This is a genomic window from Streptomyces sp. NBC_01723, assembly GCF_036246005.1.
Classification (GTDB): domain Bacteria; phylum Actinomycetota; class Actinomycetes; order Streptomycetales; family Streptomycetaceae; genus Streptomyces.
In genome coordinates this window covers 2754985-2779209 of sequence record NZ_CP109171.1, presented here as the reverse complement: position 1 = coordinate 2779209, position 24225 = coordinate 2754985, and the positions used below count along the sequence as shown (strand labels likewise).

The 24225-nt window shown below is 70.3% G+C and carries 23 protein-coding genes, 1 tRNA gene and 1 pseudogene; 7 read left to right on the top strand and 18 right to left on the bottom strand.

Annotated features, from left to right (window positions below):
• Positions 1–98: 98 nt before the first annotated feature.
• A complete protein-coding gene (locus OIE75_RS12895) occupies positions 99–431 on the bottom strand; it encodes a chaplin (RefSeq protein WP_307012161.1) in 333 nt (110 codons plus the stop codon).
• Positions 432–631: 200 nt separating this feature from the next.
• Here OIE75_RS12895 and OIE75_RS12890 point away from each other — a divergent pair, with 200 nt between their 5' ends.
• On the top strand, positions 632–1258 hold the full coding sequence (locus tag OIE75_RS12890; protein ID WP_329470921.1) for a DUF2087 domain-containing protein: 627 nt from the start codon (positions 632–634) through the stop codon (positions 1256–1258).
• Here OIE75_RS12890 and OIE75_RS12885 read toward each other — a convergent pair.
• Positions 1216–2235 carry a D-2-hydroxyacid dehydrogenase family protein gene (locus tag OIE75_RS12885; protein WP_329470920.1) on the bottom strand — a complete coding sequence of 340 codons (1020 nt, stop codon included), beginning with the start codon at positions 2233–2235 and terminating at the stop codon, positions 1216–1218. The genes OIE75_RS12890 and OIE75_RS12885 overlap by 43 nt on opposite strands.
• A 30-nt stretch (positions 2236–2265) precedes the next feature.
• Positions 2266–2341, bottom strand: a tRNA-Arg gene (locus OIE75_RS12880).
• 321 nt (positions 2342–2662) lie between these two features.
• On the opposite strand from OIE75_RS12880, the gene OIE75_RS12875 reads away from it, so the two are divergent.
• The 5 genes from OIE75_RS12875 (at position 2663) to abc-f (ending at position 10780) form a co-directional block, all read left to right on the top strand.
• Positions 2663–4270, top strand: a complete 1608-nt coding sequence (locus OIE75_RS12875; RefSeq protein WP_307012157.1) for a dynamin family protein — start codon at positions 2663–2665, stop codon at positions 4268–4270.
• Between the two features lie 3 nt (positions 4271–4273).
• A complete protein-coding gene (locus OIE75_RS12870) occupies positions 4274–6502 on the top strand; it encodes a YfjP family GTPase (RefSeq protein WP_329470917.1) in 2229 nt (742 codons plus the stop codon).
• 249 nt (positions 6503–6751) lie between these two features.
• The gene (locus tag OIE75_RS12865; RefSeq protein WP_329470916.1) at positions 6752–7228 is read left to right on the top strand and encodes a single-stranded DNA-binding protein; all 477 of its coding nucleotides are present in this window, start codon (positions 6752–6754) and stop codon (positions 7226–7228) included.
• 263 nt (positions 7229–7491) lie between these two features.
• The gene (locus OIE75_RS12860; protein ID WP_329470914.1) at positions 7492–8892 is read left to right on the top strand and encodes a Cys-Gln thioester bond-forming surface protein; all 1401 of its coding nucleotides are present in this window, start codon (positions 7492–7494) and stop codon (positions 8890–8892) included.
• Between the two features lie 238 nt (positions 8893–9130).
• The gene (abc-f, locus tag OIE75_RS12855; RefSeq protein ID WP_329473977.1) at positions 9131–10780 is read left to right on the top strand and encodes a ribosomal protection-like ABC-F family protein; all 1650 of its coding nucleotides are present in this window, start codon (positions 9131–9133) and stop codon (positions 10778–10780) included.
• A gap of 7 nt (positions 10781–10787) precedes the next feature.
• Here the strand turns inward: abc-f and OIE75_RS12850 are convergent, their stop codons facing one another.
• The 13 genes and pseudogenes from OIE75_RS12850 to OIE75_RS12790 form a co-directional block, all read right to left on the bottom strand.
• The gene (locus tag OIE75_RS12850) at positions 10788–10928 is read right to left on the bottom strand and encodes a hypothetical protein (protein ID WP_329470912.1); all 141 of its coding nucleotides are present in this window, start codon (positions 10926–10928) and stop codon (positions 10788–10790) included.
• Positions 10929–11083: 155 nt separating this feature from the next.
• Entirely contained in the window at positions 11084–11590 is a 507-nt protein-coding gene (locus OIE75_RS12845; RefSeq protein ID WP_307012148.1) for an HAD domain-containing protein, read from the bottom strand.
• Positions 11591–11753: 163 nt separating this feature from the next.
• On the bottom strand, positions 11754–12377 hold the full coding sequence (locus OIE75_RS12840; RefSeq protein ID WP_329470911.1) for a hypothetical protein: 624 nt from the start codon (positions 12375–12377) through the stop codon (positions 11754–11756).
• 162 nt (positions 12378–12539) lie between these two features.
• Positions 12540–13800 (bottom strand): annotated as a pseudogene (locus OIE75_RS12835) (tyrosine-type recombinase/integrase).
• The gene (locus OIE75_RS12830; RefSeq protein WP_329470910.1) at positions 13800–13997 is read right to left on the bottom strand and encodes a helix-turn-helix transcriptional regulator; all 198 of its coding nucleotides are present in this window, start codon (positions 13995–13997) and stop codon (positions 13800–13802) included. Before OIE75_RS12830 ends, OIE75_RS12835 begins: the two are co-directional and overlap by 1 nt.
• A gap of 2 nt (positions 13998–13999) precedes the next feature.
• Positions 14000–15397, bottom strand: a complete 1398-nt coding sequence (gene repSA, locus OIE75_RS12825) for a replication initiator protein RepSA (RefSeq protein WP_329470908.1) — start codon at positions 15395–15397, stop codon at positions 14000–14002.
• A gap of 89 nt (positions 15398–15486) precedes the next feature.
• Positions 15487–15804 carry a SpdD-like protein gene (locus OIE75_RS12820; RefSeq protein WP_164278066.1) on the bottom strand — a complete coding sequence of 106 codons (318 nt, stop codon included), beginning with the start codon at positions 15802–15804 and terminating at the stop codon, positions 15487–15489.
• A 23-nt stretch (positions 15805–15827) separates the two neighbouring features.
• Entirely contained in the window at positions 15828–15983 is a 156-nt protein-coding gene (locus OIE75_RS12815; protein WP_003950175.1) for a hypothetical protein, read from the bottom strand.
• Positions 15984–15994: 11 nt separating this feature from the next.
• Positions 15995–16186: a mobile element transfer protein gene (locus OIE75_RS12810; protein ID WP_007388789.1), complete on the bottom strand. Its 192-nt coding sequence runs from the start codon at positions 16184–16186 to the stop codon at positions 15995–15997.
• Positions 16187–16218: 32 nt separating this feature from the next.
• A complete protein-coding gene (locus OIE75_RS12805; RefSeq protein ID WP_329470905.1) occupies positions 16219–16872 on the bottom strand; it encodes a DUF2637 domain-containing protein in 654 nt (217 codons plus the stop codon).
• Between the two features lie 83 nt (positions 16873–16955).
• Entirely contained in the window at positions 16956–18311 is a 1356-nt protein-coding gene (locus OIE75_RS12800; RefSeq protein ID WP_329470904.1) for an FtsK/SpoIIIE domain-containing protein, read from the bottom strand.
• Positions 18312–18314: 3 nt separating this feature from the next.
• Positions 18315–18671 carry an SCO3933 family regulatory protein gene (locus tag OIE75_RS12795; protein ID WP_003950171.1) on the bottom strand — a complete coding sequence of 119 codons (357 nt, stop codon included), beginning with the start codon at positions 18669–18671 and terminating at the stop codon, positions 18315–18317.
• Between the two features lie 139 nt (positions 18672–18810).
• Positions 18811–19590 (bottom strand): GntR family transcriptional regulator, encoded by a 780-nt coding sequence (locus tag OIE75_RS12790; protein ID WP_329470902.1) that lies wholly within the window; start codon positions 19588–19590, stop codon positions 18811–18813.
• 18 nt (positions 19591–19608) lie between these two features.
• Between OIE75_RS12790 and OIE75_RS12785 the strand changes: the two genes are divergently transcribed.
• Positions 19609–20112, top strand: a complete 504-nt coding sequence (locus OIE75_RS12785; protein ID WP_329470901.1) for an NUDIX hydrolase — start codon at positions 19609–19611, stop codon at positions 20110–20112.
• Between the two features lie 8 nt (positions 20113–20120).
• Here OIE75_RS12785 and OIE75_RS12780 read toward each other — a convergent pair whose 3' ends face one another.
• Entirely contained in the window at positions 20121–21938 is a 1818-nt protein-coding gene (locus tag OIE75_RS12780) for an IS481 family transposase (protein ID WP_329470900.1), read from the bottom strand.
• Between the two features lie 300 nt (positions 21939–22238).
• Complete coding sequence (locus tag OIE75_RS12775; RefSeq protein ID WP_329470899.1) at positions 22239–23900, bottom strand: serine/threonine-protein kinase; 1662 nt, start codon at positions 23898–23900, stop codon at positions 22239–22241.
• Positions 23901–24225: the final 325 nt, after the last annotated feature.

The window sequence follows — 24225 nt, the reverse complement described above, 5'->3', positions numbered from 1 at the left end:
ATCTACCGTTACGCCTGACGGATCAACCGGTGTACCTGAGGGATCCACGGGAAGAGCCCCGGCCGGGACGGCCGGGGCTCTTCGGGTGCCTACGGGACTCAGCCGCCGTAGCCGCCGCTCTTCTTGCTGTGCTTCTTGCCGTTCTTGTCGCTGGTGTCCTTCTTCTTGTCGCTGGTGTCCTTCTTGTCGTCGTCGCCGTTCTCGCAGGCGTTGCCGAACGCCGGGTTGAGCAGAGCGAGGATGTTGACGGTGTTGCCGCACAGGTTCACCGGCACGTGCACCGGGACCTGGATGACGTTGCCGGACAGGACGCCGGGCGAGCCGATGGCAGCGCCTTCGGCGCCCGCGTCCGCCATGGCCAGGCCGGTGCCGCTGAGCACCACGGCGCCGGCGCCGAGAGCGACGCCGGCAGCCTTCGCGATGCGAGACATCACGTTTCTCCTTCTGACTCGGGGTACACGGCGACAGGACGCGCCGCCGCGCGGCCGGTTCAACGCACCTGGTCGAAGCGGGTCACGGGGAGAATGTGAGGATCACCCTTTTTGCAGAGAGGCAAGGGACGGCGAGGGAGGGCGGGCGGCGGCGGAAAACCAGTGCCGCTCCCGAGCGGACGTCCACTAGCCTCCCCGCCATGTCGAACGACCTGCCCGACGCGTCCATCGATCCCTCTGATCCCTCCGGGCCGTCCGCGCTCGCCGCGCTGCCCGGCCTCTTCTCCGAGGAGAGCAGGGTGCGCGCCTTCGCCGCCGTCGCCCTGGGTGCCGGCGGCAGCGCGGAGGTGGCCCGGATGGCCGGACTGTCCGCGAAGGAGACGGCGGGCGCGCTGCGCCGACTGCGGGAGCAGGGCGTGGTGGTGCCCGGGGACGGCGGTGAACTCGTCGTCGCCCGCCACCGATTCAGGGAGCTGGCCCGCGCGGCCCGCCCTGCGGCGGACCCGGCCGGTGCCCCCGTACCGGCGGCCGACGGCGACCGCACCGGCATGATCCTTCGGACCTTCGTGAAGGACGGGCGCCTGGTCCGCCTCCCCGCCCGCTGGACGCGCAAGAAGGTGGTGCTGCGGCACATCGCCGAGCGGACCTTCGCCCCCGGGGTGGAGTACCCGGAGCGCACCGTCGACCAGAAGCTGCGGGTGTGGTGCGAGGACGGCGAGGTCGACCATGTGACGCTCCGGCGCCATCTGGTGGACTTCGGACACCTGCGCCGGAGCGGCGGAATCTACGCGCGCCCGGCGGAATCCGACCGGGTGGGAACCGCCTGAGCGTCTGGAGCGGGGGTCACGGGCAGGCGGCGTACGGGGGAGCCGTCGAGGTGGGCCCGGATCGCCTCCACGGCCTGGCCGTAGTACGTGGCGTAGTTGGCCTGTGAGACGTAGCCCAGGTGGGGCGTCGCGAGCAGGCGCGGGGCGGTGCGCATCGGGTGGCCGGCGGGCAGCGGCTCGGTGTCGAAGACGTCGACGCCCGCGCCGGCGATCCGGCCCTCGTGCAGCGCGGCGAGGAGGGCGTCCTGGTCGACGATCGCCGCGCGCGAGGTGTTGATCAGATAGGCCGTCGGCTTGAGCAGGGCCAGTTCGGCGGGGCCGAGCAGGCCGCGGGTGCGGTCGCCGAGCGCCAGGTGGACGGAGACGAAGTCGGCGTCGCGCAGCAGCGCCTCCTTGGAGGGGGCGAGTTCGACGCCCACCTCGTCGGCGCGCTCCCGGGTGAGGTTCCGGCTCCACGCGCTCACCCCCATGCCGAAGGCGAGGCCGACCCCGGCCACCCGGCTGCCGATCTTGCCCAGGCCGAGCAGGCCCAGGCGGCGGCCGTGCAGGTCGGCGCCCACCGTCTGCTGCCAGGGGCCGCCCTCGCGCAGCCCGTTGCCCTCCCGCACGATGCCGCGGGCCAGGCCGAGGATCAGCGCCCAGGTCAGTTCGACGGGCGGGGCCGAGGAGGAGGCCGTGCCGCACACGGTGACGCCGTGCGCCTCGGCGGCGGCGTAGTCGATCACGCTGTTGCGCATGCCGGAGGCGACGATGAGCCGCAGCCGGGGCAGCCGGGCGATCAGCGACGCGGGGAAGGCCACGCGCTCGCGCAGCGTGACCACGATGTCGAAACCGGCGAGGGCGGCGGCTAGAGCGTCCTCGTCGCCGAAATGGGTGTCGAAGGACACGACGTCCACGTCGTCGGCGACCGGGGACCAGTCGGCGATCTCGGTCGCCACCCGCTGGAAGTCGTCGAGTACGGCGCAACGCAGTCGCACGTGGTCCGGTCCCCCTCGCCAAACGGGCAGTGGCGCCCCCGGCAGGACTCGAACCTGCGGCCAAGCGCTTAGAAGGCGCCTGCTCTATCCACTGAGCTACGGGGGCCTGGTGTGGTGGCCTCGTTCGTGGTGCCCGGGTGTGGGCGGGTCCGTGACGTTGCCGGGGACAAGGATAGGGCTCCCGGCTCCATGTCCCTGATGCTTCCCCTCCGTGGCTCGATGTGGAGGTTCGGTGAAGCGGTTCTGATAATCGCAGGCAGGTGCGAATCGTGCATCGCTTTTGGCCGCTCGCGCATCGGGTGTTGTCCACTCGTTATGCCTGGACTGCGCTCACGTCCCAGTAGTGGCTTCCGTCCGGAGTGTCCGGTCGGCGCGCAGACATGCTCATATGCTTCAGAATTCCCCTAAAATTGGGCATTCTTCACATGTGGTGACCTTGGACGTACGGCCTCAGCTGCTCGACGCACTCTCCGCGCTGCGCGACCGTGTCGCGGCCGCACGCTTCCCGCTGCCCCTGGCGGGTGCGCCACGCGCGCGTGCCAACCGCGACGAGCTGCTCGCCCAGCTCGACGACTACCTGATGCCCCGGCTGAAGGACCCCGAAGCGCCCCTGCTGGCCGTGGTGGGAGGGTCCACCGGCGCCGGCAAGTCCACCCTGGTGAACTCCCTCGTGGGGCAGCGGGTCAGCGAGGCCGGCGTGCTGCGGCCCACGACCCGCACGCCGGTGCTGGTGTGCCATCCGGAGGACCACCACTGGTTCAGCGGGATGCGGGTGCTGCCCGACCTCACGCGCGTGTGGGTGCCGCACCGGGAACCGGACGACGACCTGCTCCTGCCCGGCGAGAACCCCGCGCGTGTGCTGCGTGTGGAGACCGCCGACACCCTGCCGCCGGGCATCGCCCTCCTGGACGCGCCCGACGTCGACTCCCTCGTGGCCGACAACCGCGTCCTGGCGGCCGAGCTGATCTGCGCCGCCGACATCTGGGTGATGGTCACCACGGCCGCCCGGTACGCCGACGCGGTGCCCTGGCACCTGCTGCGCACCGCCAAGGAGTACGACGCCACCCTGGTCACCGTCCTCGACCGGGTGCCGCACCAGGTGGTGGCCGAGGTGTCCCGGCAGTACGGGGCCCTGCTCACCAAGGCCGGTCTCGGCGACGTACCCCGCTTCACCGTGCCCGAGCTGCCCGAATCGGCCTGGGGCGGCGGGCTGTTGCCGGCCAGCGCCGTGGCGCCGCTGCGGTCCTGGCTCGTCCACCGGGCCCAGGACCTGGAGGCCCGGCACCACACCATGGCCCGTACGGCGCACGGCATCCTGGACTCGCTCAAGTCCCGGATGCCCGAGCTGGCCGGCGCCACCGCGGCGCAGTACGCCGCCGCGCTGCGGCTCACCGCCGCCGTCGAGGGGGCGTACGACGGTGAGCACGCGCGCGTGCGGGGGCGGTTGCAGGCGGGCGCCGTACTCGCCGGGGACGCCCTGAAGCGCTGGCGGGCCTTCCCCCTCGACTGCTCCCCGGAGGAGCTCCTCGACTCCCTGGTGGAGAGCCTGAGCGCCCTGCTGCTGTGCGCCGTCACCGCCGCCGACGAGCGAGTCGACGAGGCGTGGCGGGGCGAACCGGCCGCGGCCGCTCCGGAACTCGCGCGCCACGACCCCACGCCGGAGAGCGCCGAGCACCGGATCGGGCTGGCCGTACGGCGGTGGCGGCGGGAGCTGGAGGAGTACGCCGAGGACGAGGTCCGCGAGCTGGACCGGAACCTCGCCCCGGATCCCGGGGTGGTGGCCGGGCTGGTCGCCACCGTGCTGCTCGGCGGGCGACGCGCGCGGGTCGCCGGGGAGCGGCTCGCCGAGCGGCTCGGCGCCCACGGCGCGCTGCGGCTGCGCGACCGGGGCGGACGGCTGCTCGACGAACACGTCGACCGCGTCCTGCACGTCGAGCGCGAGCGCCGGCTGGCGCCGCTCGACGGGCTGGAGGTGCATCCCGAGCCACAGGCCGAACTCATCGCCGCGCTGTCCGTACTGCAGAAGGAGAGGTGACCGGTGACCGCCGTCACTGACCAGGACCCCACCGAGCACACCGACCACACCACCCAGGAGGCGGACCGGACGGGGCAGTCCGGCGACCCGGAGCCCGGGGACGGCCGGGACCCGGAGGGCCCCACCGAGCCGGAGACCACGCGTGCGGACGGCGCCGAGGGCGCGTCCGAGGAGCCGGCGCGGGGGGCGTGGCTGCGGCGGCGCGCTGGCCGTACGGGGGGCGTGGCCGACGCGGAGGGGGCGGGTGGGGCCGAGGGTGCGGGGCGGGCTGAGCCTGCGGGACGGGCTGAGCGCGCCGGAGAGAAGGAACGTGAGGAAGGGAAGGAACGTGAGGGAGGGAAGGGACGTGCGAGAGGGACGGAACGTGCGGGAAGGGTCGAGCGGGCGGGAGGGGACGAGCGAGCGGCGAGGGCCGAGCGTGTCGCCGGTGGCTCGTCCGGCTCGGGTGGTCCGTTCGGCTCCAGTGGTTCCTCCGGCTCCAGTGGTTCCTCCGGGTCCGGCTCGGGTGGCGCTTCCGGGGACGGGGAGGGTGCCTGGGGTGACGGGCTGATCGCGCGGCGGGTGGACGAGAACGGTGGCACGGAGCAGTACGCGGTGCTGCCCAGCAGGCCCGCCGCCACCTCGGCCGCCCTGATGCCGCTCGCCTACGACGGACAGCTCAGGTCCCGGCTGGACGCCCTGCGCGAGCTGGTCGGCCTCTCCCGGACCCGGCTCGACGGCGGGACCCTCGCCGAGGCGGGACGGGTCCTCGACGAGGCCGCCGCGCGGCGCAGGCTCTCCGGGCAGCACACCGTCGTCGCCATCGCGGGTGCGACCGGCAGCGGCAAGTCGCAGCTGTTCAACACCCTCGCCGGGGTGACGATCTCCGAGACGGGCGTCCGCCGGCCGACCACCGCCGCGCCCATCGCGTGCAGTTGGAGCGACGGCGCCGCCAGCCTCCTGGACCGCCTCGGCATCCCCGGCCGCCTGCGCCGCCGTCCGATCCAGCACCCCGACTCCGAGTCACCGCTGCGCGGGCTGGTCCTGATCGACCTGCCCGACCACGACTCGGCGGCCGTCCAGCACCGCGAGCAGGTGGACCGCGTCCTGGAGCTGGTCGACGCCGTCATCTGGGTCGTCGACCCGGAGAAGTACGCCGACGCGGTCCTCCACGAGCGCTATCTGCGGCCGATGGCGGGCCACGCGGAGGTCACCCTCGTCGTCCTCAACCAGATCGACCGGCTGCCCGGCGAGGCCGCCGAACAGGTCCTCGACGACCTGCGTCGCCTGCTCGACGAGGACGGCATCGCGCTGGGGGAGTACGGCGAACCCGGCGCGACCGTGCTCGCCCTGTCCGCCCTCACCGGGGAGGGCATCGGCGAGCTGCGTGAGGTGCTCGGCCAGTTCGTCGCCGAGCGGCAGGCCCCGGCGCGCCGCATCGCTGCCGACGTGGACGGCGCCGCCCGGCGCCTGCGCTCCGTGTACGTCACCGGGCGGCGGACCGGCCTCAGCGAGGAGGCCCGGGAGGAGTTCTCCGACCGGCTCGCCGACGCGGTGGGCGCCACCGCGGCGGGCGACGCGGCCGAGCGGGCCTGGCTGCGCAACGCCAACCGGGCGTGCGGTACGCCCTGGCTGCGGCTGTGGCGGTGGTACCACGAGCGGCGTGAACCGGCCACGGGGCGGTTCCAGCTGCGCGCCCAGCCGGACGAGGAGGCCACCGCGCGGCAGCGCGTCGAGCAGGCGGTGCGCACGGTCGCCGAGCGGGCGTCGGCCGGACTGCCGGCGCCGTGGGCGCAGGCGATGCGCGAGGCGGCCGTGCGCGGCGCCCAGGGGCTGCCCGAGGCCCTGGACGAGCTGGCGGAGCGCACCGGGCTGCCGCCGGGGCGCCCACCGCGGCCGGGCTGGTGGCCGGTGGCCGTGCTGGCCCAGGCGTCCATGACCCTGATCCAGGTGGTGGGCGGCCTGTGGCTGCTGGGCCAGATCGTCGGCTTCATGCCGCCGAACCTGGGCGTGCCCGTGCTGCTGATGCTGGCGGGCATCATCGGCGGTCCCCTCATCGAGTGGGCCTGCCGCATGGCGGCGCGCGGGCCGGCCCGTCGCTACGGCCACGAGGCGGAACGCCTGTTGCGGGAGGCGGCCGCCGGGTGCGGCCGGGCCAGGGTGCTGGATCCGCTGGCGGCGGAACTGCTGCGGTACCGGGAAGTGCGGGAGCAGTACGGGCGGGTCACGGGGGTGGGGACCGCGGTGAGGTAGGCGCGGATCGGCGACTCCGACGCCGACTCGGACTTCGGACTTCGGAGCCGATCGGCGATTCCGACCTCGGAGCGGATCGGCGACTTTCACCCGCACGGGTGACGGAGTTCTCCACAGGCGGGACGACGGTCCACAGCCCTCGGCGGGCCGGGCGCGGGCCGGGGCAGTCTGGCCTCGCGGCGGTCGTGACGAACGCGGTCGCCGGACGCAGCCGTACGGGACGGGCCCGTGCGGGAGGGAGGACTCGCGATGAACGAGACGATGATCTGCGCGGTGGGCAACGTGGCCACGCAGCCGGTCTTCCGGGACCTGGCGAACGGGCCGTCGGCGCGCTTCCGGCTCGCGGTCACCGCGCGCTACTGGGACCGCGAGAAGAGCGCCTGGACGGACGGCCACACCAACTTCTTCACCGTGTGGGCCAATCGGCAGCTCGCCGCCAACGCCTCGGCGTCGCTGGCGGTGGGCGACCCCGTCGTCGTCCAGGGCCGGCTGAAGGTCCGTACGGACGTGCGCGAGGGGCAGAACTGGACCTCGGCGGACATCGACGCGGTGGCGATCGGCCACGATCTCGCGCGCGGCACGGCCGCGTTCAGGCGCACCGGGAAGGCGGAGGCGCCGGAGGTCTCGGCCTCTCCGCCGCGGCCGGAGCCCAACTGGGAGACACCGGTGGGGGAGTCGGCCGCCACGGACCTCGAACAACGCCCGGAGCCGGCCGCCGTGGCCTGACACGGGTGGTCCGCCGGAACTGACCGGAGTAGGGGCTTATCGACCCATGCGCCCGGACGAATCCGGGTGGATTTGTCGATAAGTCCTGCTCACAGGGCCGGTCGGCGATAACGATTCCGATTCGGATCACCGCGTGGGCGAACATCACCCGGGGTCACGGTCCGTCAGGTCCTTAGGATGCCGAACGAGCCCTGTGGGGCTGCTGATTCTGCTGGTGGGACCGTTCCCCCCACGCCAACGGGTCCTGCTCGAAGGGGAATTTGGTGTTTTCTTCGCTCGCTGCACCGTCTCTGCCCGGCCGGAGGGCGGCGCGTACCGCCGCCACGGCCCTGGTGTCCGCTGCCGCCGTCGCCGGTCTGGTGACCGGTGCGGGACCGGCCGCCGCCCAGGACGGAGCGGGGGGTCAGGGCGGGGCGACGGCCACCATAGGCGGGCTCAAGACGCACGGCACCGCGGTCATCCACGGGGAGGGCGGCGGCCAGGAGGTGCCGGCCGGCCTCTTCGAGATGTCCGTCGAGGGCGGCGGGATGCTGCAGACGTACTGCGTCGACGTCCAGAACCCGACGCAGAGGGACGCCAAGTACTACGAGACGCCGTGGAGCGGCACCTCGCTGGGCACCAACAAGGACGCCGGCCGCATCCGTTGGATCCTGGACAACTCCTACCCCCAGGTCAACGACCTCGCCGAGCTCGCGAAGAAGGCGGGTGTCCGCGGCGGGCTCACCGAGCAGGATGCGGCGGCCGGCACCCAGGTGGCCATCTGGCGCTACTCCGACCACACGGACGTCGAGGCGACCGACCCGCAGGCCGAGCGGCTCGCCGACTACCTGGAGGAGAACGCCCGCGGCCTCACCGAGCCCGCGGCCTCGCTCACCCTGGACCCGCCCGCGGTCTCGGGCCGTCCCGGCGAGCGGATCGGTCCGGTGACCGTCCACACCAACGCGGGCGGCGCGACGGTGACGCCCCCGGTGGACGCCACCACCAGCGGCGTGCGGATCGTCGACAAGAAGGGTGAGCCGGTCACCGAGGTCACCGACGGCACCCAGATCTTCTTCGACGTGCCCGAGGACGCGGAGGCCGGTACGTCCGAGCTGACCGTCCAGGCGTCGACCACCGTGCCGGTCGGCCGGGCCTTCGCCTCCGAGAGCCGCAGCCAGACCCAGATCCTGGCGGGCTCCAGCGAGTCCACGGTCGCGGCGACGGCCACGGCCACCTGGGCCGGCCAGGGGGCGATACCCGCCCTGTCCGCCGAGAAGAACTGCGCCGAGGGCGGCTTGGACATCACCGCCGTCAACAAGGGCGACGAGCCGTTCACCTTCTCGCTGCTCGACGCCGAGTACACCATCGCGGCGGGTGAGACCCGCACGGTGACCGTCCCGCTGCCGGAGGACCGGCCCTACGACTTCACCATCCGCGGCCCGGCCGGTTTCGAACAGCGCTTCTCCGGCGTCCTCGACTGCCGCACCCAGGGCGCCGCGACGGGCGACACCACCCAGACCCTCGGTGAACCGGTCCCCGCCACGGCCGTCACCCCCACCCCGAACGCCAACCTCGCGGAGACCGGCAGCTCCGGGACGACCCCGCTGATCGGCGGCGCGGCGATCGGCCTGGTGGTCATCGGCGGTGCGGTGCTGGTGTTCCTCCGGAAGAAGAACGAGGGGTGACCGTCTGGGGCCCAGGCTCCAGACCTCCGCCGGAGTCCCCGGCTGCCGCGTGCGCGTGGCGCCGGGGACTTTTTCGGAAGGCTTGACGAGACGAACCGTATCGTCTAGTTTTATGGGCGTGCCAGTTGGCGGAGGAAGCTTCCGGCTCCCGCCGTACCGCCGTCGTCACCGCCACCGCCCACTCCTGCTCCCTCCCGCCAAAGGACCGCCCTTGCGCCCTGCTCCCTCCGTCACCACCGTGAACGCCGCCCCCGCCCGCCCCGCGTCTCAGATCGCCCTCGCCGACGTCACCAAGCGCTACGGCGACCGAGTCGTCCTGGACCGCGTGTCCCTCACCGTCCGACCGGGCGAGAGGGTCGGCATCGTCGGGGACAACGGCTCGGGCAAATCCACGCTGCTGCGGCTGCTCGCCGGACAGGAGCCGGTCGACAACGGCACCCTGACCGTGACGGCGCCGGGCGGCATCGGCCATCTCGCCCAGACCCTCGACCTGCCCGGCACGGCGAGCGTGGGCGACGCGGTGGACCACGTACTGCGCGATCTGCGCGCCCTGGAACGCCGTATCCGGACCGCGGAGACCACACTGGGCACGGCCGGCCCCGACGCCTTCGAGGAGTACGCGGCGCTGCTGGCCGAGTACGAGGCACGGGGCGGGCAGGGAGCGGACCGGCGTGTGAAGGTGATCCTGCGCCGCCTCGGTGAGCGCGCCCCGCTCGACCGCGCGCGTCCACTCGGCACCCTCTCCGGAGGGCAGCGCTCCCGCCTCGCGCTCGCCGCGACGCTGGCCTCCGAACCCGAACTGCTCCTGCTCGACGAACCGACCAACGACCTGGACGACGAGGCCGTGGCCTGGCTCGAAGCCCGCCTGCGCCGTCACCGGGGCACGGTGATCGCGGCCACGCACGACCGGGCGTTCCTGGAGCGCGTCACCGGCACCGTGCTGGAGGTGGACCAGGACCGGCGCACGGTACGCCGCTACGGCAACGGATACGACGGTTACCTCACCGCCAAGGCGGCGGCCCGGGCGCGCTGGGCGTGGGAGCACGAGCAGTGGCGCGACGAGGTCGCCCGGCAGCGCGCCCTGGCGGACTCCGGCATCGGCATGCTGTCCGAGATCCCCCGCAAGGGCCCGTGGGCCTTCAGCGGCGCCGGCGCCTTCCGGGCACGCTCGCGGTCCCACGGCGCCCAGAGCCGCATCCGCAACGCGCGCGAGCGCTTGCAGCGGCTCACGGAGCACCCCGTACCACCACCGCCGCAACCCCTCCGCTTCACGGCTCGAGTCGAAGGCGCGCCGGTCAAGGAGGAGCCGGCGACCGCAACCCACCTCGAAGGGGTGCGAGTCGAGAGCCGCCTCTCCCTCCCGCACCTGACACTCGCCCCCGGCGACCGACTGCTCGTCACCGGCCCCAACGGCGCCGGCAAGAGCACCTTGCTCCGCGTACTGGCAGGAGAGCTGACACCCGACGCGGGCACCGTCCGCCGCCCGCGCAGGATCGGCCACCTGCGCCAACAGTGCGCCCCCGAATCCGCCTTCGACGCCCGCACCCTCCTCGCGGCCTACGCGGCCGGCCGCCCGGGCCACTCCGACGAACACGCAGACGCGCTGCTCGCGCTGGGCCTGTTCCACCCCACGGACCTGTCCGTCGCCGTACGCGACCTGTCCGTCGGACAACGCCGAAAGCTCGAACTCGCCCGACTGGTCACGTCCGGCCCCCTCGACCTGCTCCTGCTCGACGAACCGACGAACCACCTCTCCCCGTCCCTGATGGAGGAGATCGAGGCGGCCCTGGCCCACTACACCGGCACCCTCGTGGTGGTGACCCACGACCGACTCCTGCGCGAGCGCTTCCAGGGCAGACGGCTGGACCTGTCCGCGGCCGACCACTGACCAGGCGTCAGCGCAGGTCGAGGAGCCAGTTCTGGCCGACGAGATCATGACCGAAGCTGTGATGGGGTTCCTCGTCCGCCAGACGGAAACCGAAGCGCTGGTAGATCTTGCGGGCGGCCACCAGGACGTCGTTGGTCCACAGCGTCACCCGCCGCACCCTGGCCCTCGCGGTCCTCCGCGGCGCCCTCCTCGACCTCCTCGCCACCGACGACGAGCCCCGGGTCGGCGCGGCGGTCCGGCGGCAGGCCGTCCTGCTGGGCGGCGGAGTCCCCGGCTGGCTCGGCGTCGAGGCGTTCGTCGGCGTCAGGCCGATCCCCACGAGTCGAGCCAACCGGCCAGTGCCGAGAAGTCGGCGTCCGTGAGGCCTCTCGCCGGGGCGACGTGATGGAGGAGCGAGGGCCCAGGGTGTTGGGCTGCCACCCACAGACGGTCCATGTCACCGATCTCGTCGTCGACCCAGATGAACGGTCGGCGGGCGGCCCACTCGACCAGGTGGGGCGTCTTCCAGTGGAGGCCGCGTGGGCCGGCCACGTCACCGTCGGCCGGCCACGGCACCACCGGCAGACGCGGCAGGCCGACGAGCGGGGCGACGATCGCGTTCGCGTCCTCTCCCCACGTCGTCGCCCACACCAGGTCGCACCCCAACGCCCTGAGGCGCTGCCCGATCCCGGGGACGAGGCGATCGAGGAGCGGATGCCCCTCGGCCGGAGCGGTGACGGATGCTTGCGCGCGGCCGGGCGACGAGCCGAACGGGATGAGCGGGCCGTCCACGTCGAGGAAGAGGAGGGGGCGCGCCGGTGCGCTTGTCACATCGCCACCCTAGTTCGGCAGGGCGCGAAACCCCAGGTCAGCACCCCGCCGGGGAACGCGTTTCCTCCCAGGGGTGGCGGTCGGGCAAGATGGGGTGTTACTTACCGCGAGAGGGCACGAAAAGGCCCCTCACCAGCGGTTTCCTCGCCGATGAGGGGCCGTGTCAGGCGGCTTGGGCCGTCTCTGGGCCGTCGACCGTTGCTGGAGCGCTTCGGTGACCCGATGAGGGCGGCTCCCCAGCGATGCTTCCCAGGCCGAGGTCGGTGCGCATCACGGTGCGCATCCCCTCCCAGCGCTCCCAAAGGCGAACGAAGTCTGTTCGTATGTCGTTGAAGGACCCATCCGGCTCCGGATTGCCCTCCTCCAGACACATGGTTCGCCGGTAGACGTCAGACAGCGCCGTCGTCATCCCGTCTAGCTCGACGAGCACCGCAGGCGAGGCGACCATCTGCGCCTCAGCGAAGACGGAGTGGTGGTCGCGTCGAGCCTCCTCGACCAGCTCACGAGCATCTGGCGTGACAGACCCCTTGTGCACATCCCACAGGAAGTTCATGAGATGGGTTCGGTAACGCCGGAAAGATGCGTTGACTTGCATGTAGCCATCGCGACGACGGTTCAGCTCTGCTACTTGCTGCTCACGATGCCACTGAGCTTCGGTCGCCTGCTGTTGACGCGCGAACTCTTGCGACTGCACGCGAGCCATGTGACGTTGCGAAAGGACGGAGGCAATCAGCGTGCCCGTGACACCAACCACCGCAGCGGCTAAGCCGATGAGTGCGCTTCCCATGTGACCCCCTGGCTTGAACAGATACGCCAACGGCATCCTGCCCGCCGGATGGTGACTGCGAAGCCTTGGCGGCCCACCGGCATTGACTCTCACTTTGGTGTACGCGATAGAGGGCATGAGAGGGCCCATCACCAGTAGCTTTCCCGCCGATGAGGGGCCGTCTCAGGCAGCCTGGACCGTCTCTGGGCCCGCGTGAGCGTGACCGGCGGCCCGGTACATCTCGGAGATGGCTTTCCGGGTCCGCGTCTCGCTGGACGGCATCAAGTGCGTGTAGACCCGGAGGGTGAACCCAGGGTCGCTGTGCCCGAGGTAGGCTCAGAGCCTTGATGCTCTCCCCGGCGTCCAGGAGGACCGAGGCGTAGAAGTGCCGGAGCGCGTGCATGCCGTGCTCTCGGGCGGCGGCATAGCGCTTGCCCTTCTCGGGGACCGGGATGATGCCGGCGGAGGCGAGAGCGGGCTTCCAGGACTGGTCGTTGAACGCCTGGCTCCAGATGGCTGCGCCGATACCGCTAGTGAAGAGGAGCCGGTGAGTGACCTTGGGACCGGTCGGGGTCAGCCAGGGCAGGGTGACGTCCACGGGCGGGAAGGCCGCCATGTGCTCGCGGAGCGCGGTTGACACCTCCGGGTCGAGGGGGACGTCACGGAGCTTGCCTCGCTTCGGCGGGGCGAAGACGAGTGTGCCGCGTACCTTCTTGACCTGCTGGCGGACGTAGAGCCAGCCGAGGTCGCCGATGTTGTCGACGGCCAGACCGAAGATCTCCCCCTGTCGGAGTCCGCATCCGGCGCCCAGGTCAACCATGGTCCGGTACCGTTCGGGCAGGCCAGTCCGCACGCCGAAGACCTGCTTAGCGGACCAGGGATGGACGCGTGACGGCGCGGGACGAGGTGCCTTGACCGATCGAGCCCGGCAGGGGTTCGAGGCCAGGAGCCGGTCATCCACGGCCGCATTGAGTACCGAGGACACCGCGTCGAAGATGAGGCGCCGATACTGAGCAGACGCCACGGCGTCTTCGAGTTGGCGGTTCCAATCGCGGATGTGCTCGGGCTGGAACGAGCCGATCGGGCGTGTACCGAGATACGGCAGGGCGTGGAGGCGCAACCTGCCTTCGACGGCGGCCCGGCTCGTGAGGTCGGTTGTAAGCGCGGCGAGCCAGCGGTCCGCGTACTCCCGGAAGGTGACACGGGCCGCCCGCGGGTCGATGTACTGCCCGCGCGCCATGTCAGCTTCGATGTTGGTCAGCCAGGCGTCAGCCAAGCGCTTCTGCTTGTCCGGGAAGCTCTTGGACTTCTCGGTGCCGTCGGGTCCGATGTAGCGGGCCCGGTAGCGCATGCCCGATCCGTGGCGGTCGGTCTTGACCCTGCGAGTCTTGCCGTCTGCGCCTACCTCAGTCCGATACCAGCGGTCCTGGATGTGGCCGGCCATCAGGCAGCCTCCCCAAGCTGCGAGTCGACCCAGTACCGCACGTCGTTCGGGTCGAAGCGGAGGTGCCGGCCGACGCGGAAGCCGCGGGGACCGGTGCGCTTGCGTCGCCACTGGTAGACCGTCTCGACGCTGGGCAGCTCGAACATCTCGACCAGGTCCTCAGGGGTCAGGAACCGGGGCGGCAGCTCTGAGGGCATGGTCAGCACTTCCCTTCGTTGGCGAGTTGGTCGCGCAGGGCTTCGCGTGCGGTTTCTCGGTTGAGCTGTAGGTCCCGGGCGATGGTGGCGGCGAGGGCGGATTCACCCGGGCTGTGGCCGTGTCCGGCGTACTGCCAGTCGGTGAGGACGAGGACGGTGTCCGGCTCGCGGTCCTCCAGGGCGAAGGCGGCGTGTTCCTGGGCGGCGCGGTAGTCGGCGCGGGCCTGGCGGAGGGCGCCGAGGGTGGTGGAGTAGCGGCGGGACTTGGAGGAGAAGTGGCCGCGGAAGCCGAGCATGTGAGCCCAGGCCCAGAGACGCCGTTCGGGATACAGGCGGTCCAGGTCCCGGCATGCGGTGATGAGTCGGCGGGTGTGGTCCGGGACCTGGTAGCGGTCGAGTTCCGCGAGTTCGCCGAAGCGGCGGTCAAGCGTGCCGGTGTTCTCGGCGGCTTTGGTGGAGTACTTGGCAACGTAGGAAGCGACGGCCTGTTCGGTGATGTCGGAGCCGTCACCGAAGGCCTTCACCGGACGCACGTCGAGCTGTGTGCCCCAGCGGAAGGACCGGGCCGGTTGGTCCCCGGCGGCCGGGACGGAGACGGACGTGTAGGAGTGCGCCGCAGCGGCATGGATGGCGTCGGCGAGGAGGCCGACCGTTGCCCAGGGAGGCGGGGGCGTTCCTGGTCCGTCCGGTCCGTCGAGCCGGATCACCGCATGGAAGTGCAGGGCCCCACGCTTCTGGAATTCGGCGACCTTGCCGTAGGAGACGCGCAGTCGGTCGGCGAGTTCTCGGCGGCTGAGGCCGGCGCGGGCGGCGAGTTCGCGACGCAGGCGAGTGGTGAAGCGCTGCCAGAGCTGTCCGGCGTGGTTGTTGAACAGGACGGCGCCCGCGTAGTCGTACGTAGCGGGGTCGAGGGCAGTCCCCAGCTCTGAGGCGTCCAGGGCGTGCTGGGTGCCGCAGCGGCAGGTGCCGTGGTCGGGCCGGTTGTGGACCGGGCCGAAGGAGGGGGCCGTGAGCGTGGCGAACACGCGCGGGTGATCCCTGACCGTGCTGGGGATGTCTCGGCGGTCGTCTCCGGCCAGGCCCGCGCGGATGAGGTGGTAGGTGTCGCCCGCGTAGGTCCAGGCGCAGGAGGGGCAGCGGGAGGCGCGGCGGTTGCCGCAGGCGAGGCGGAGGCGTCCACCGGGCTCAACGGCGGTCGTGTAGTGGTGCAGGGTCTCGCCGGTGGTCTTGTCCTTGTGGAGGGTCCAACCGGTGAGGTGGACGGGGTCGGAGCAACCGCCGGTGCGGCGGACCTGGTCTTCCCAGCGGGTGTAGTCGGGGGCGGAGGCGACGCGGAGGAGGTCGCCGAGGGTGGTCGGGTCGAGCAGCGGGGCATGCGCGGTCGGGGCGCGGTGCGCCATGCTGGGTGCTTCCTTCCGGTTGTGAGATCGGTTGGGGACGGCGCCCGGGCGGCGGATGCTTGGCGGTATCGAGGCCGCCCGGGTGCCGGTCAGCGTCGTTTGGCGTCGGCGTGGACGAGGGAGCGGATCACCAGGGCGCAGACGGCGACCGAGGCGCCGGTGATGGCGACGGCCAGGAGCATCGAAACGAGAACGGCGCCGACGACCAGGACGACGGCCGTTCCGCCGCCGACGAGAGCGAGGGCGGTGCCGGGGGTGAGCTGCACCGTGGGCCGGGACGGCGCAGGAGCGACCGGAGCAGGAGGCGGAACCTGCGCACTCGGTACGACGGCGGTCGGCGCGACGACCACGGGCGGCGTGATGTGGCCGGCGGGCGTGGGGTTGGTCGGGATCTTCGGGCGGAGCATCGGTGTTCTCCCTTCGGGTCGTGCTACTTCACGAAGCCGTTGACGACGGGGGCCAGCACGCTGTCTGCGATGAGGAAGCCGCCGAGGAGCAGTACGGCGATGAGCCACCAGGGCGGGCGGATGAGCTTGACGCCGAGGTAGCCGACGGCGAGGAGCGCGAGCCAGAGCGGGACGTCCATCGGGTGGCCTCCTAGCTGACGCGGCAGCGGTGGGTGCGGGCGGCGAGTTGTGCGGCGGACTGGCTGGAGTAGTCGGCGGACCAGCCGCAGCGGTCGTTGGTGCACACGGCGGCGTGTTTGGTCTGGCCTCGGCGGTCGCGGTGGGTGCCGATCTGCACGGGGCCGATCCGCATGACGGAGTGGAAGAAGTCGCGGGCGGGCATGTCAGCCGGTCTCCTGTCGGGGTGCGGTCGGGTCAGGTGAGTTGAGCGGCGATGGCGTCGGCGAGGTGAGGCGGGACGCCGAGTCGGGCGCGGAGGGTGTCGGTGTCGATCGGGGTGCCGGTGCGGGCGTGGTGGTCGTCGGCGACTTTGCGGGCGTGGTCGACGAGGGCGGCAGGGACCGGCACGGCCGTGGGCAGAGCAGGAGCTTCCTCGATCTGCGGGACGGCGGAAGGTTCGGGCGCCGGGCCCGGCTCAGCGGCGGCCGTTTCGGGCGCAGGGTCCGGAGTCGGGTCGGAGGGTGCCGGCGGAGCCGGGGAAGGTTCTGCGGGTGAGTGGGCGAGGAGGGTTCCGCCCATGAAGGCCAGGGCGGGCCAGGCCGCGACGAGGATGCGTAGCCAAGGCGGGACGTCGCTCAGGTCGAGGAGCCCGGCGGTGGCGACGTTGGCGCCGAGGGAGGCGACGAGGGCGATGAGGAACCAGCACCAGGCCAGCCGGGACGGCCCGTCGGCACGCAGCCGTCGCCAGGCGGCGACCAGGAGCAGGTCGACCGAGACGGGGTAGGCCCAGGCTTTCCAGCCGGTCTGTCCGGCAGCGGCGGCGAGGTCGTGGAGGTGGGCGAAGGACAGCGCCCCGGCGATGACGGCCTGGACGAGTACGGCGTCGATGCGGAGAGCGGGGCGGGCCATCACGGCTCCTTCCTGTGATCAGGCATGGCGGGGGTAGGGACGCGGCGCGAAGGACGGTCGCGCCGACCGTGGGAGGGGGTGGGTCAGGCGGTGGCGGGCGCTGTCTTGGACAGCGGCACGCGGGCCGAGGGCAGCGGAGCAACCGCGGGCCGGAAGGGCGCGAGGGCGGGCAGCTCGGGGGTGCGGTCGGCGTGCTTGTTGCAGACGTTCACGGCCTGGCGCAGCGTGGTGTGCGGGGCGCGGATGCGGTGCCAGCCGCCGGTGGAGTCCCCGGCGATGGCGATTCCGCGTGTCTCGGCGGGAATCTGGATGGCGGCGAGGACGGCGTCCGGGGCGATGTCGCCGAAGGCCATGTTCGCGGATGTCTCGTCGTTGACGCGGTGGGCGGTGCGGCCGGTGAGCTGGGCGCGGAGCATGGTGATGCCCTTGCCGAGTTCGGAGCCGAAGCGCTGCCCGCAGATCTCCAGGTAGACGCCGGCCGCGCGGCCGAGCTGGGCGAGGCGGACCAGGGCGGTGATGATCCGGTCCCGGCGCTTCTCTTCCTCCTTGCTGGCGAAGAGCGCGAGTTCGGCGACCTCGTCGACCAGGACGACGACCGGCACAGGCCGCAGGTTCTCGGGCAGGTCCCAGATGTCGGCGGCGATCTCCGCATCCGGCACGGCGACGCTGATCCGCTGTTCGGCGCGGATGAGCTGATACACGTCCTGCATGTGGGACACCAGCGCCTCCAGCAACTCCAGCGCGGTATCCGGGTTGTCGGCCAGCGCGGAGAACCGGCGGGCCAGCGGGAACAGCTCGACCCCTTGCTTGCAGTCGATGCCGACCAGCGCGACGTGGTGCGGGGCGAGCCCGGCGACGAGGTTGCGCTGATAGACGGACTTGCCGGACTCCGTAGCCCCGAGGGTCAGACCGTGCGGGACGGCGCGGTAGTCGCGGTAGTGCACCGAGCCGTCCTCCCGCAGCGCGACCGGAACGCACATCGGCCGGGTGTTGGTCCTGGCCGGCATCTGCACCCGCTTGAGCACGTCGTAGCCGGTCATCCGGATCTCGACCACACCGGAGCGCAGCTCACGGGAGGTGACGCCGTACATCCCGAAGGAATGGCGCAGCCGGTCCGAGGCGGCGACGACGTCGAAGGCATCCTGTCCCGGGCGGAGTTTGAGCCGCAGGACCAGGCCGGTGTGGGTGGGCCGCAGCCGCAGGATGCGCGGCGCGCGGAACTCCGGTGCCGGGCGGTTGGTCATCCGGGCCAGCATGAGGCGCCAGCGCGAGGGCGGGACCGTCAGCCCGCAGGCCTCCATGACGGAGGCGTAGCGGACCAGGACGCGCACGACAGCGAAGGTGACCCCGAAGGTCATCCAGTACCAGGCGGGACGCCGCCACCGCAGGAGACCCGCAGCGGCGACGACCACCAGCAGTAAGACCGTCGGCCACGTCATGGCTCAGGCCGCCTTCGAGCCCGTGCCCGTGGTGGCCAGCGAGGTGACGGCGACCGCGCGGAAGGCGATGCCGTGCCGCTTCTGGCCGTTGAACTCGTTCTCCCACGGCCGGGCGACCAGCCCCGTGAGCGCGGCCGGGGTGCCCATGGTCAGGTCACCGGAGATGCCGGTCTCCGGGACGGTCACGGACAGGATCTCGACTTCGTCGTTGGCCGCGAACATCACGTCCACGGTCATCAGCTTCGCGCCGGTCTCGGCGTCGGTGGCGATCTCGCCGGTACGGCGGTCACGCACCTTGGGCTGCGGGGTCTTGGCGACCATCACGGTCGCGGCGGAGGTGTCGACGGGGATCTGACGCACAGCAGAACACTCCTCTACAGATGCCGAACTCCGTCACTCATGTATATGAGTGACATGAAGAAGAGTGCATCACTCCTGTACATGAGTCAACCCGCCGCGACATCGAAGTCACGACGGGTTGCGAGAAGTTGAGCGAGCGTCAGTCGGCGGCAGGGATCCGGTACTCGAAAACGAACTGGTCAGCCGCCATGAGCGTGTCGCAGACCTCCACCACGACTCCGGCGGTCGTACGGGCCTCCCGGATCAGGTGAACCACGGGCGCACCCGGACTCAGCGCCAACTCGGAGGCTTCCGCCTTGGAGGCTGGCCGCGCTTGCAGCGTCTCGACGAACTCGGCGAACTCATGCCCGTGATCTTCGAGTCGGGCGTAGATGCCACCGCCACCGGGGTTCTCGGCGAACAGCTCCGGGATGTCCTTGACGACGTCCCACGGAAGGTAGGAGGAGGCCGTCTCGACCGGGGTGCCGTTGCGGAAGTAGAGCCGCCGCCGGGCAAGCACCTGAGTACCGGCCGAGACGCCGAGACGCCGGGCGGCATCCGCGGGAGCCTCCATGGGCCCGATGTAGAGGACGCTCACCTTGGCAGTGGCTCCGGACTGCGCGGACTCCGCGAGGTACGCGGCCTTGCCACCCTGGCGAAGCGAACGCCGGAAGCGGTCGGAGGAACGGTGCCGCACCGGCGGCCGGTCCTTCACGATCGAGCCCTTGCCGTGCCGGGTCTCGACGAGCCCGCTCGCCCGCACCTCGACCATGGCCTTGCGGATCGTGCCCCCGGACACGCCGTAGCGGTCCACCAGCTCCGATTCACTCGGCACCATGTCACCGGGCTTGAGCACACCCGCCCGGATCTGCTGCACGATCTCGTCCGCGATCTGCACGTACCGAGGCCCGGACCTGCCCCCCTCTACCGCAGTTCCCATAGTCCTTCTCTGCCTCCTATGCTCCTGTACATGAGTCAACCACAGGAAGCAACGTCGACGCCCCTGCACTCCGTATCCGTCGCCGGAGTCGTCGTGCGCGAAGACGGCCGCCTCCTGGCCATCCGCCGAGCCGACAACGGCACCTGGGAACTCCCCGGCGGCGTACTCGAACTCAACGAGACCCCAGAAGCCGGCGTAGCCCGCGAAGTCTGGGAAGAGACCGGCATCCACGTCGAGGTCGACGAACTCACCGGCGTCTACAAGAACACCACCCGAGGCATCGTCGCCCTGGTCTTCCGCTGCAAGCCCTCCGGCGGCACCGAACGCACCTCAAGCGAGTCAACAGCCGTCTCCTGGCTCACACCCGACCAGGTCAGCGACCGCATGGCCGAGGTCTACGCGATCAGACTCCTGGACGCCCTAGACGGGGCTGGCCCCCACGTACGAAGCCACGACGGCAAGCACCTCATCCCTGTCGGGTCCCAGTTGATGCCTGACGTTCGGGTCTCACCTGATGCTTGACGGTGGGCCTAGACAACATCGGAAATTTTGTGGGGCTTATTGGCTTTCACGTTACGGACCGGGATGTCGGTGGTGCGCCGGATGACTCGGATCTGGCCGTCGAGGTCGACGGTGATCGTGGTGTCCGAGACGTGGACGGTCACGGTCTGGCCTGCGTAGGGGCGGCCGAGGGAGACGGTCTGGCGGCAGACCATGACCGTGCCCACCGCGCTGACCTTCCGCTGCACCCGGACCGGCTCGACACGGGGCCGGGGCGGCGGGCCGGCAGGCCGCAGACCCCGCAGCCTGCGGACTTCCTCGCCGGTCAGCGGGTTGGGCCGCACTCGCAGCAGTTCCCGTGAGGACGGATCGAAGAACGACAGCGTCTCGTCGTCGATGCGGACACCCACCTGGCGGCCGCCGAGGATCTCCGCCGCCAGCACCTGGTGGCCGCCCAGGCCCACCAGGCCGCTGTTGTTCACGACCCGGTCCACCTCGAACGCGGCCCCGTCACTGTCACCGGCGGGAAGCGGCGGAGGGCCGGCCGCACGACCGCCCCGGGCCGCCAGCCGCCCCAGATCCACCACCGACAGATGCGACCGCACCGTCTTGATCCGCGCCCCCGCGATCAGCACGTGGATCACTCGCGTGTCCGCCCAGAACGTCACCGTCAGCCCCGCCCGTGACGGACCCAGCCAGAACTGCTTGCCCGCGACCTGCAGATTCCCACTTGCCGGCACCACCCGCTCGAACTCCACCGCCCCTGCCTCATCCACCCGCATCACGCCGGGAACGGGGACAGGGGCAGGCTCCGCCTCGACCGGGTCCGCCACCGCGGTGGGTGGCGTCCGCTGCTGTGGCACCAGCCCCAGCACCCCAGGCACCCGCAGCCCCAGCACGGCCCGCTCCTCCTCGGGCACCGGGGCGAACCGGTCAGCAGGAGACTGCATGTCCAGGGCCTGATGCGGCCGCACCGAGTTGTACTCCCGAACCCACGCGTCCAGCGCCGCCTGGGCCTCTTCGACGCTCTCGAAAGCCGGGCAGTCATCCAGGAGTTCACGCCGCAGCGTCTGATGGAAACGCTCGACCTTGCCCGTCGTGGTCGGCGAGGCCGGCTGGGTCAGCCGGTGCGCGATCCCGTTCTCCCGGCAGATCCGGTCGAACAGCACCTCACCCCCGTGCCCGAACCGGTCGGTGAACTGCTTGCCGTTGTCGGTCAGTACCTCCTCCGGCACCCCGAACGCCTCCAACGCCCCGGCGAACGCCGAACAGACCGCCCGGCCCGTCGCCCGCTCCACCACCGACGCGATCACGCAGTACCGGGAATGGTCATCCACCCCGGTCACGACCTTCGCCTCGGACAACTCACCCGTCACCGGGTCGACGAGCATCACCCCGCCGACGATGTCCATCTGCCACAACTGCATCGGACGGTCCCGCTGCCAACGCTTGTAATCCGACCGCTTCCGGCGCCGCACCCCCGGCTCCACCAGCCCATGCCGGACCAGAATCCGATACACGGTCATCCGCGACGGCACCGGCGCAACGGCCCCGGACCGCTCCAGCACGAACGCGATCCGCCGCGGACCCCACCGGGGATGCTCCCGCCGCAGCTCACAGACGGCAGCCTCCACCTCGGCAGAAGCCTGATGCGGACACGACCCCGGCCTACGCGAACGGTCCGCCAACCCAGACAGGCCCGAGGCCTGATACCGGGTCTTCCACCCGCTGACCGTCTGCCTGGACACCCCCAGCGACGCGGCGACCTCCGTCACCGTCGCACCCGCCAGCACCGCAAGCACGGCCCGATACCTCTGCTCGACAACCGACAACTCCACCAGCGCCAATCCCGGCCTCCCCACACGCACCGCAACGACGCGCACAGAAAAGCCGAACACGGCCACTGTCAACCATCAGCTGGGACCGAACTGTCAAGCATCTACCGGGACCGGACACAAGCACCTCATCCCAGCGGGATAAGACTTTCCCTACTTCATCAAGGCGGCTCGCTCCGCTCACCGCGCGCGGCCCGCCCTCCGGCCGGGGCCTACGCTCCTGTCTCCGCCCCGCTCCCGCCCGGCCGGAGGGCGGGCCGCGCGCAAGGAGATTGGCAGCCTGTTGACCAGAGGCACATCCAGCTCAACGCTTTACGTTGACTCGCTGCGAACCGCCTGACGGATTCGTAGATCAGCGCCCCGGCTTCCTGCCAGCCCACTGAAGTGATGCGCGGACTCCTCATGCTGGCGCAATACGGAAGCGACAGCTGCGGCAGCTTCCCCACTCAGCGACTCCAGCCAGGACCTAACCCTCTTTTGCGCGGACCACTGGTCCCATGCCGCATCCCAAATGCACATGGCGTCTACAGCATCCTCAAGAACGTCCCAATGGTGCCGGTTCGCAGCGTAGGAAGCGACGTCGCATAGCCACGTCACTACTGTTGCGGCTTCACCGAACTCCACTCTCCGAGTGTCATCTCCATCGACGTGGCCTGCCAGCGCACGAAAGATGACGTGCGCTTGCGCCGAGTCCCGTGCCAGGATTCGCCCGGCTTGACTCACCCTAAGACGGATCAATTCCTCGACATACAGAGAGTAGTCCCCGGTATGATCCGTTAGGAGAGCGAGCAGCGCGCTAGCAGCACCCGTTTCGCCTTTGTTTGCGGTTTCGATCAACGCAGCAGCACGGGTTATCGGATCCACGGGCTCCTCGGCCAACTCTTCCTCAATCAGGGACATCAACTCGAGAATGCTCTGAGGTCTCAGCGCAGGGTCTTGATTGGTCGCTCGCCTCACTATATTGCGCCAAGGGCCAGGGCTCGAAGGAAGCAAGGGAAGATTGGCGAGTGGCTCTTGCCCAGTGAGAGCCCAAGCGATCACCCTGCCGATGCTGTAAATGTCGCTCGCAAAGGTCGCCTCATGAGGATTGACTGATAACTCCGGAGCGGAAAAACCCAACGTACCGATAGAAGTGCCCGTTCTGCCAACTTTCGTCGTCGCACCGCGGGGTCGCCGGACGATACCCCAATCAGCGAGCGTCCAGCGGTTGTCGAGGTGGAGGATATTTGAGGGCTTGATGTCGCGATGCAGCCAGCCCTCCTCATGCGCTACAGACAACACTGAAGCAAGAGCGTCGACCAGTGCGCGCAGCTCATCAGAATCGTTCTGCAGAACAGCTTGGCAAGCTTCAGCTGTTTTATCAGCCAGGGGCATGACGAACCATTTGCAGTCAGTCCCATGGTCCAAGATCGGTACAGCATTCGGGTGTCCGTCGAGGGCGAGGCCGATCTCAATCTCTCGCCTCATGCGGGCTACTTGACGCTCAGACGGATACTTCTGACGCAGCTTCTTCAGAGCTACTGCGATCTTGGTGTCCTTATGTACGGCCTCAAAGACATCTGCTTGCCCAGAGTCGAGAATCGGGAATCGTGCACATCGGTAATCACTCCTGTCACCACGCGCCCTGCTGCGTATAACGGCGCATGAGCCATGACCTACGCTCGGAATTTCCCCACTCTCGGGAGTACCAAGATCGACAGGCCTGATACGGTCAGGCAAAGAGGCTTCATCATTCACTATGTCGATCCGAAAATCGGAACCCAGGAAGGGGAGATTGAGCGCCCGATACTCGGCCTCCTTAGCTGATGCATGCTGGACAAGTTCTAGTGAGGGACGGTGCGGCACCATGAGCACGTAACGTGTAATTTTTACGTTCCCGAGAAGCCTTGAGAACTCATCCTGATGATCCATCAACTTGATCAGACCAGTGGACAGCTTGGCCCGTTGTTTCTCGTAGCGCTCCCTGACAGTCATAGGCTCATGAGGTGCGTAGCATCGGAAAACGAAGCCGTCGCAGGTAAACGCCTCGATACCGAGATCCCCTCTGCTAATTACAGGAATCACCTGAACCTGATCAGCACCGTAACGTCTGCGAAGGAGGAAAATGCATCGTTGTTCCCATTCATCCCCGCTCCAATTGGCTACCGCGTGCAATCGGTCCCCTCCATCTCGGTGTCCATCGGTAAGCCAGGACTCGGCTAGGCTCCCTGTCGGCCTAACAGGCCGACGCTCACTGTCTTGCTGCCGCCCTGCGGCTCAACCCGATGGCGTGGTTGAGGCCGGTGGGGGTACAGCGAGG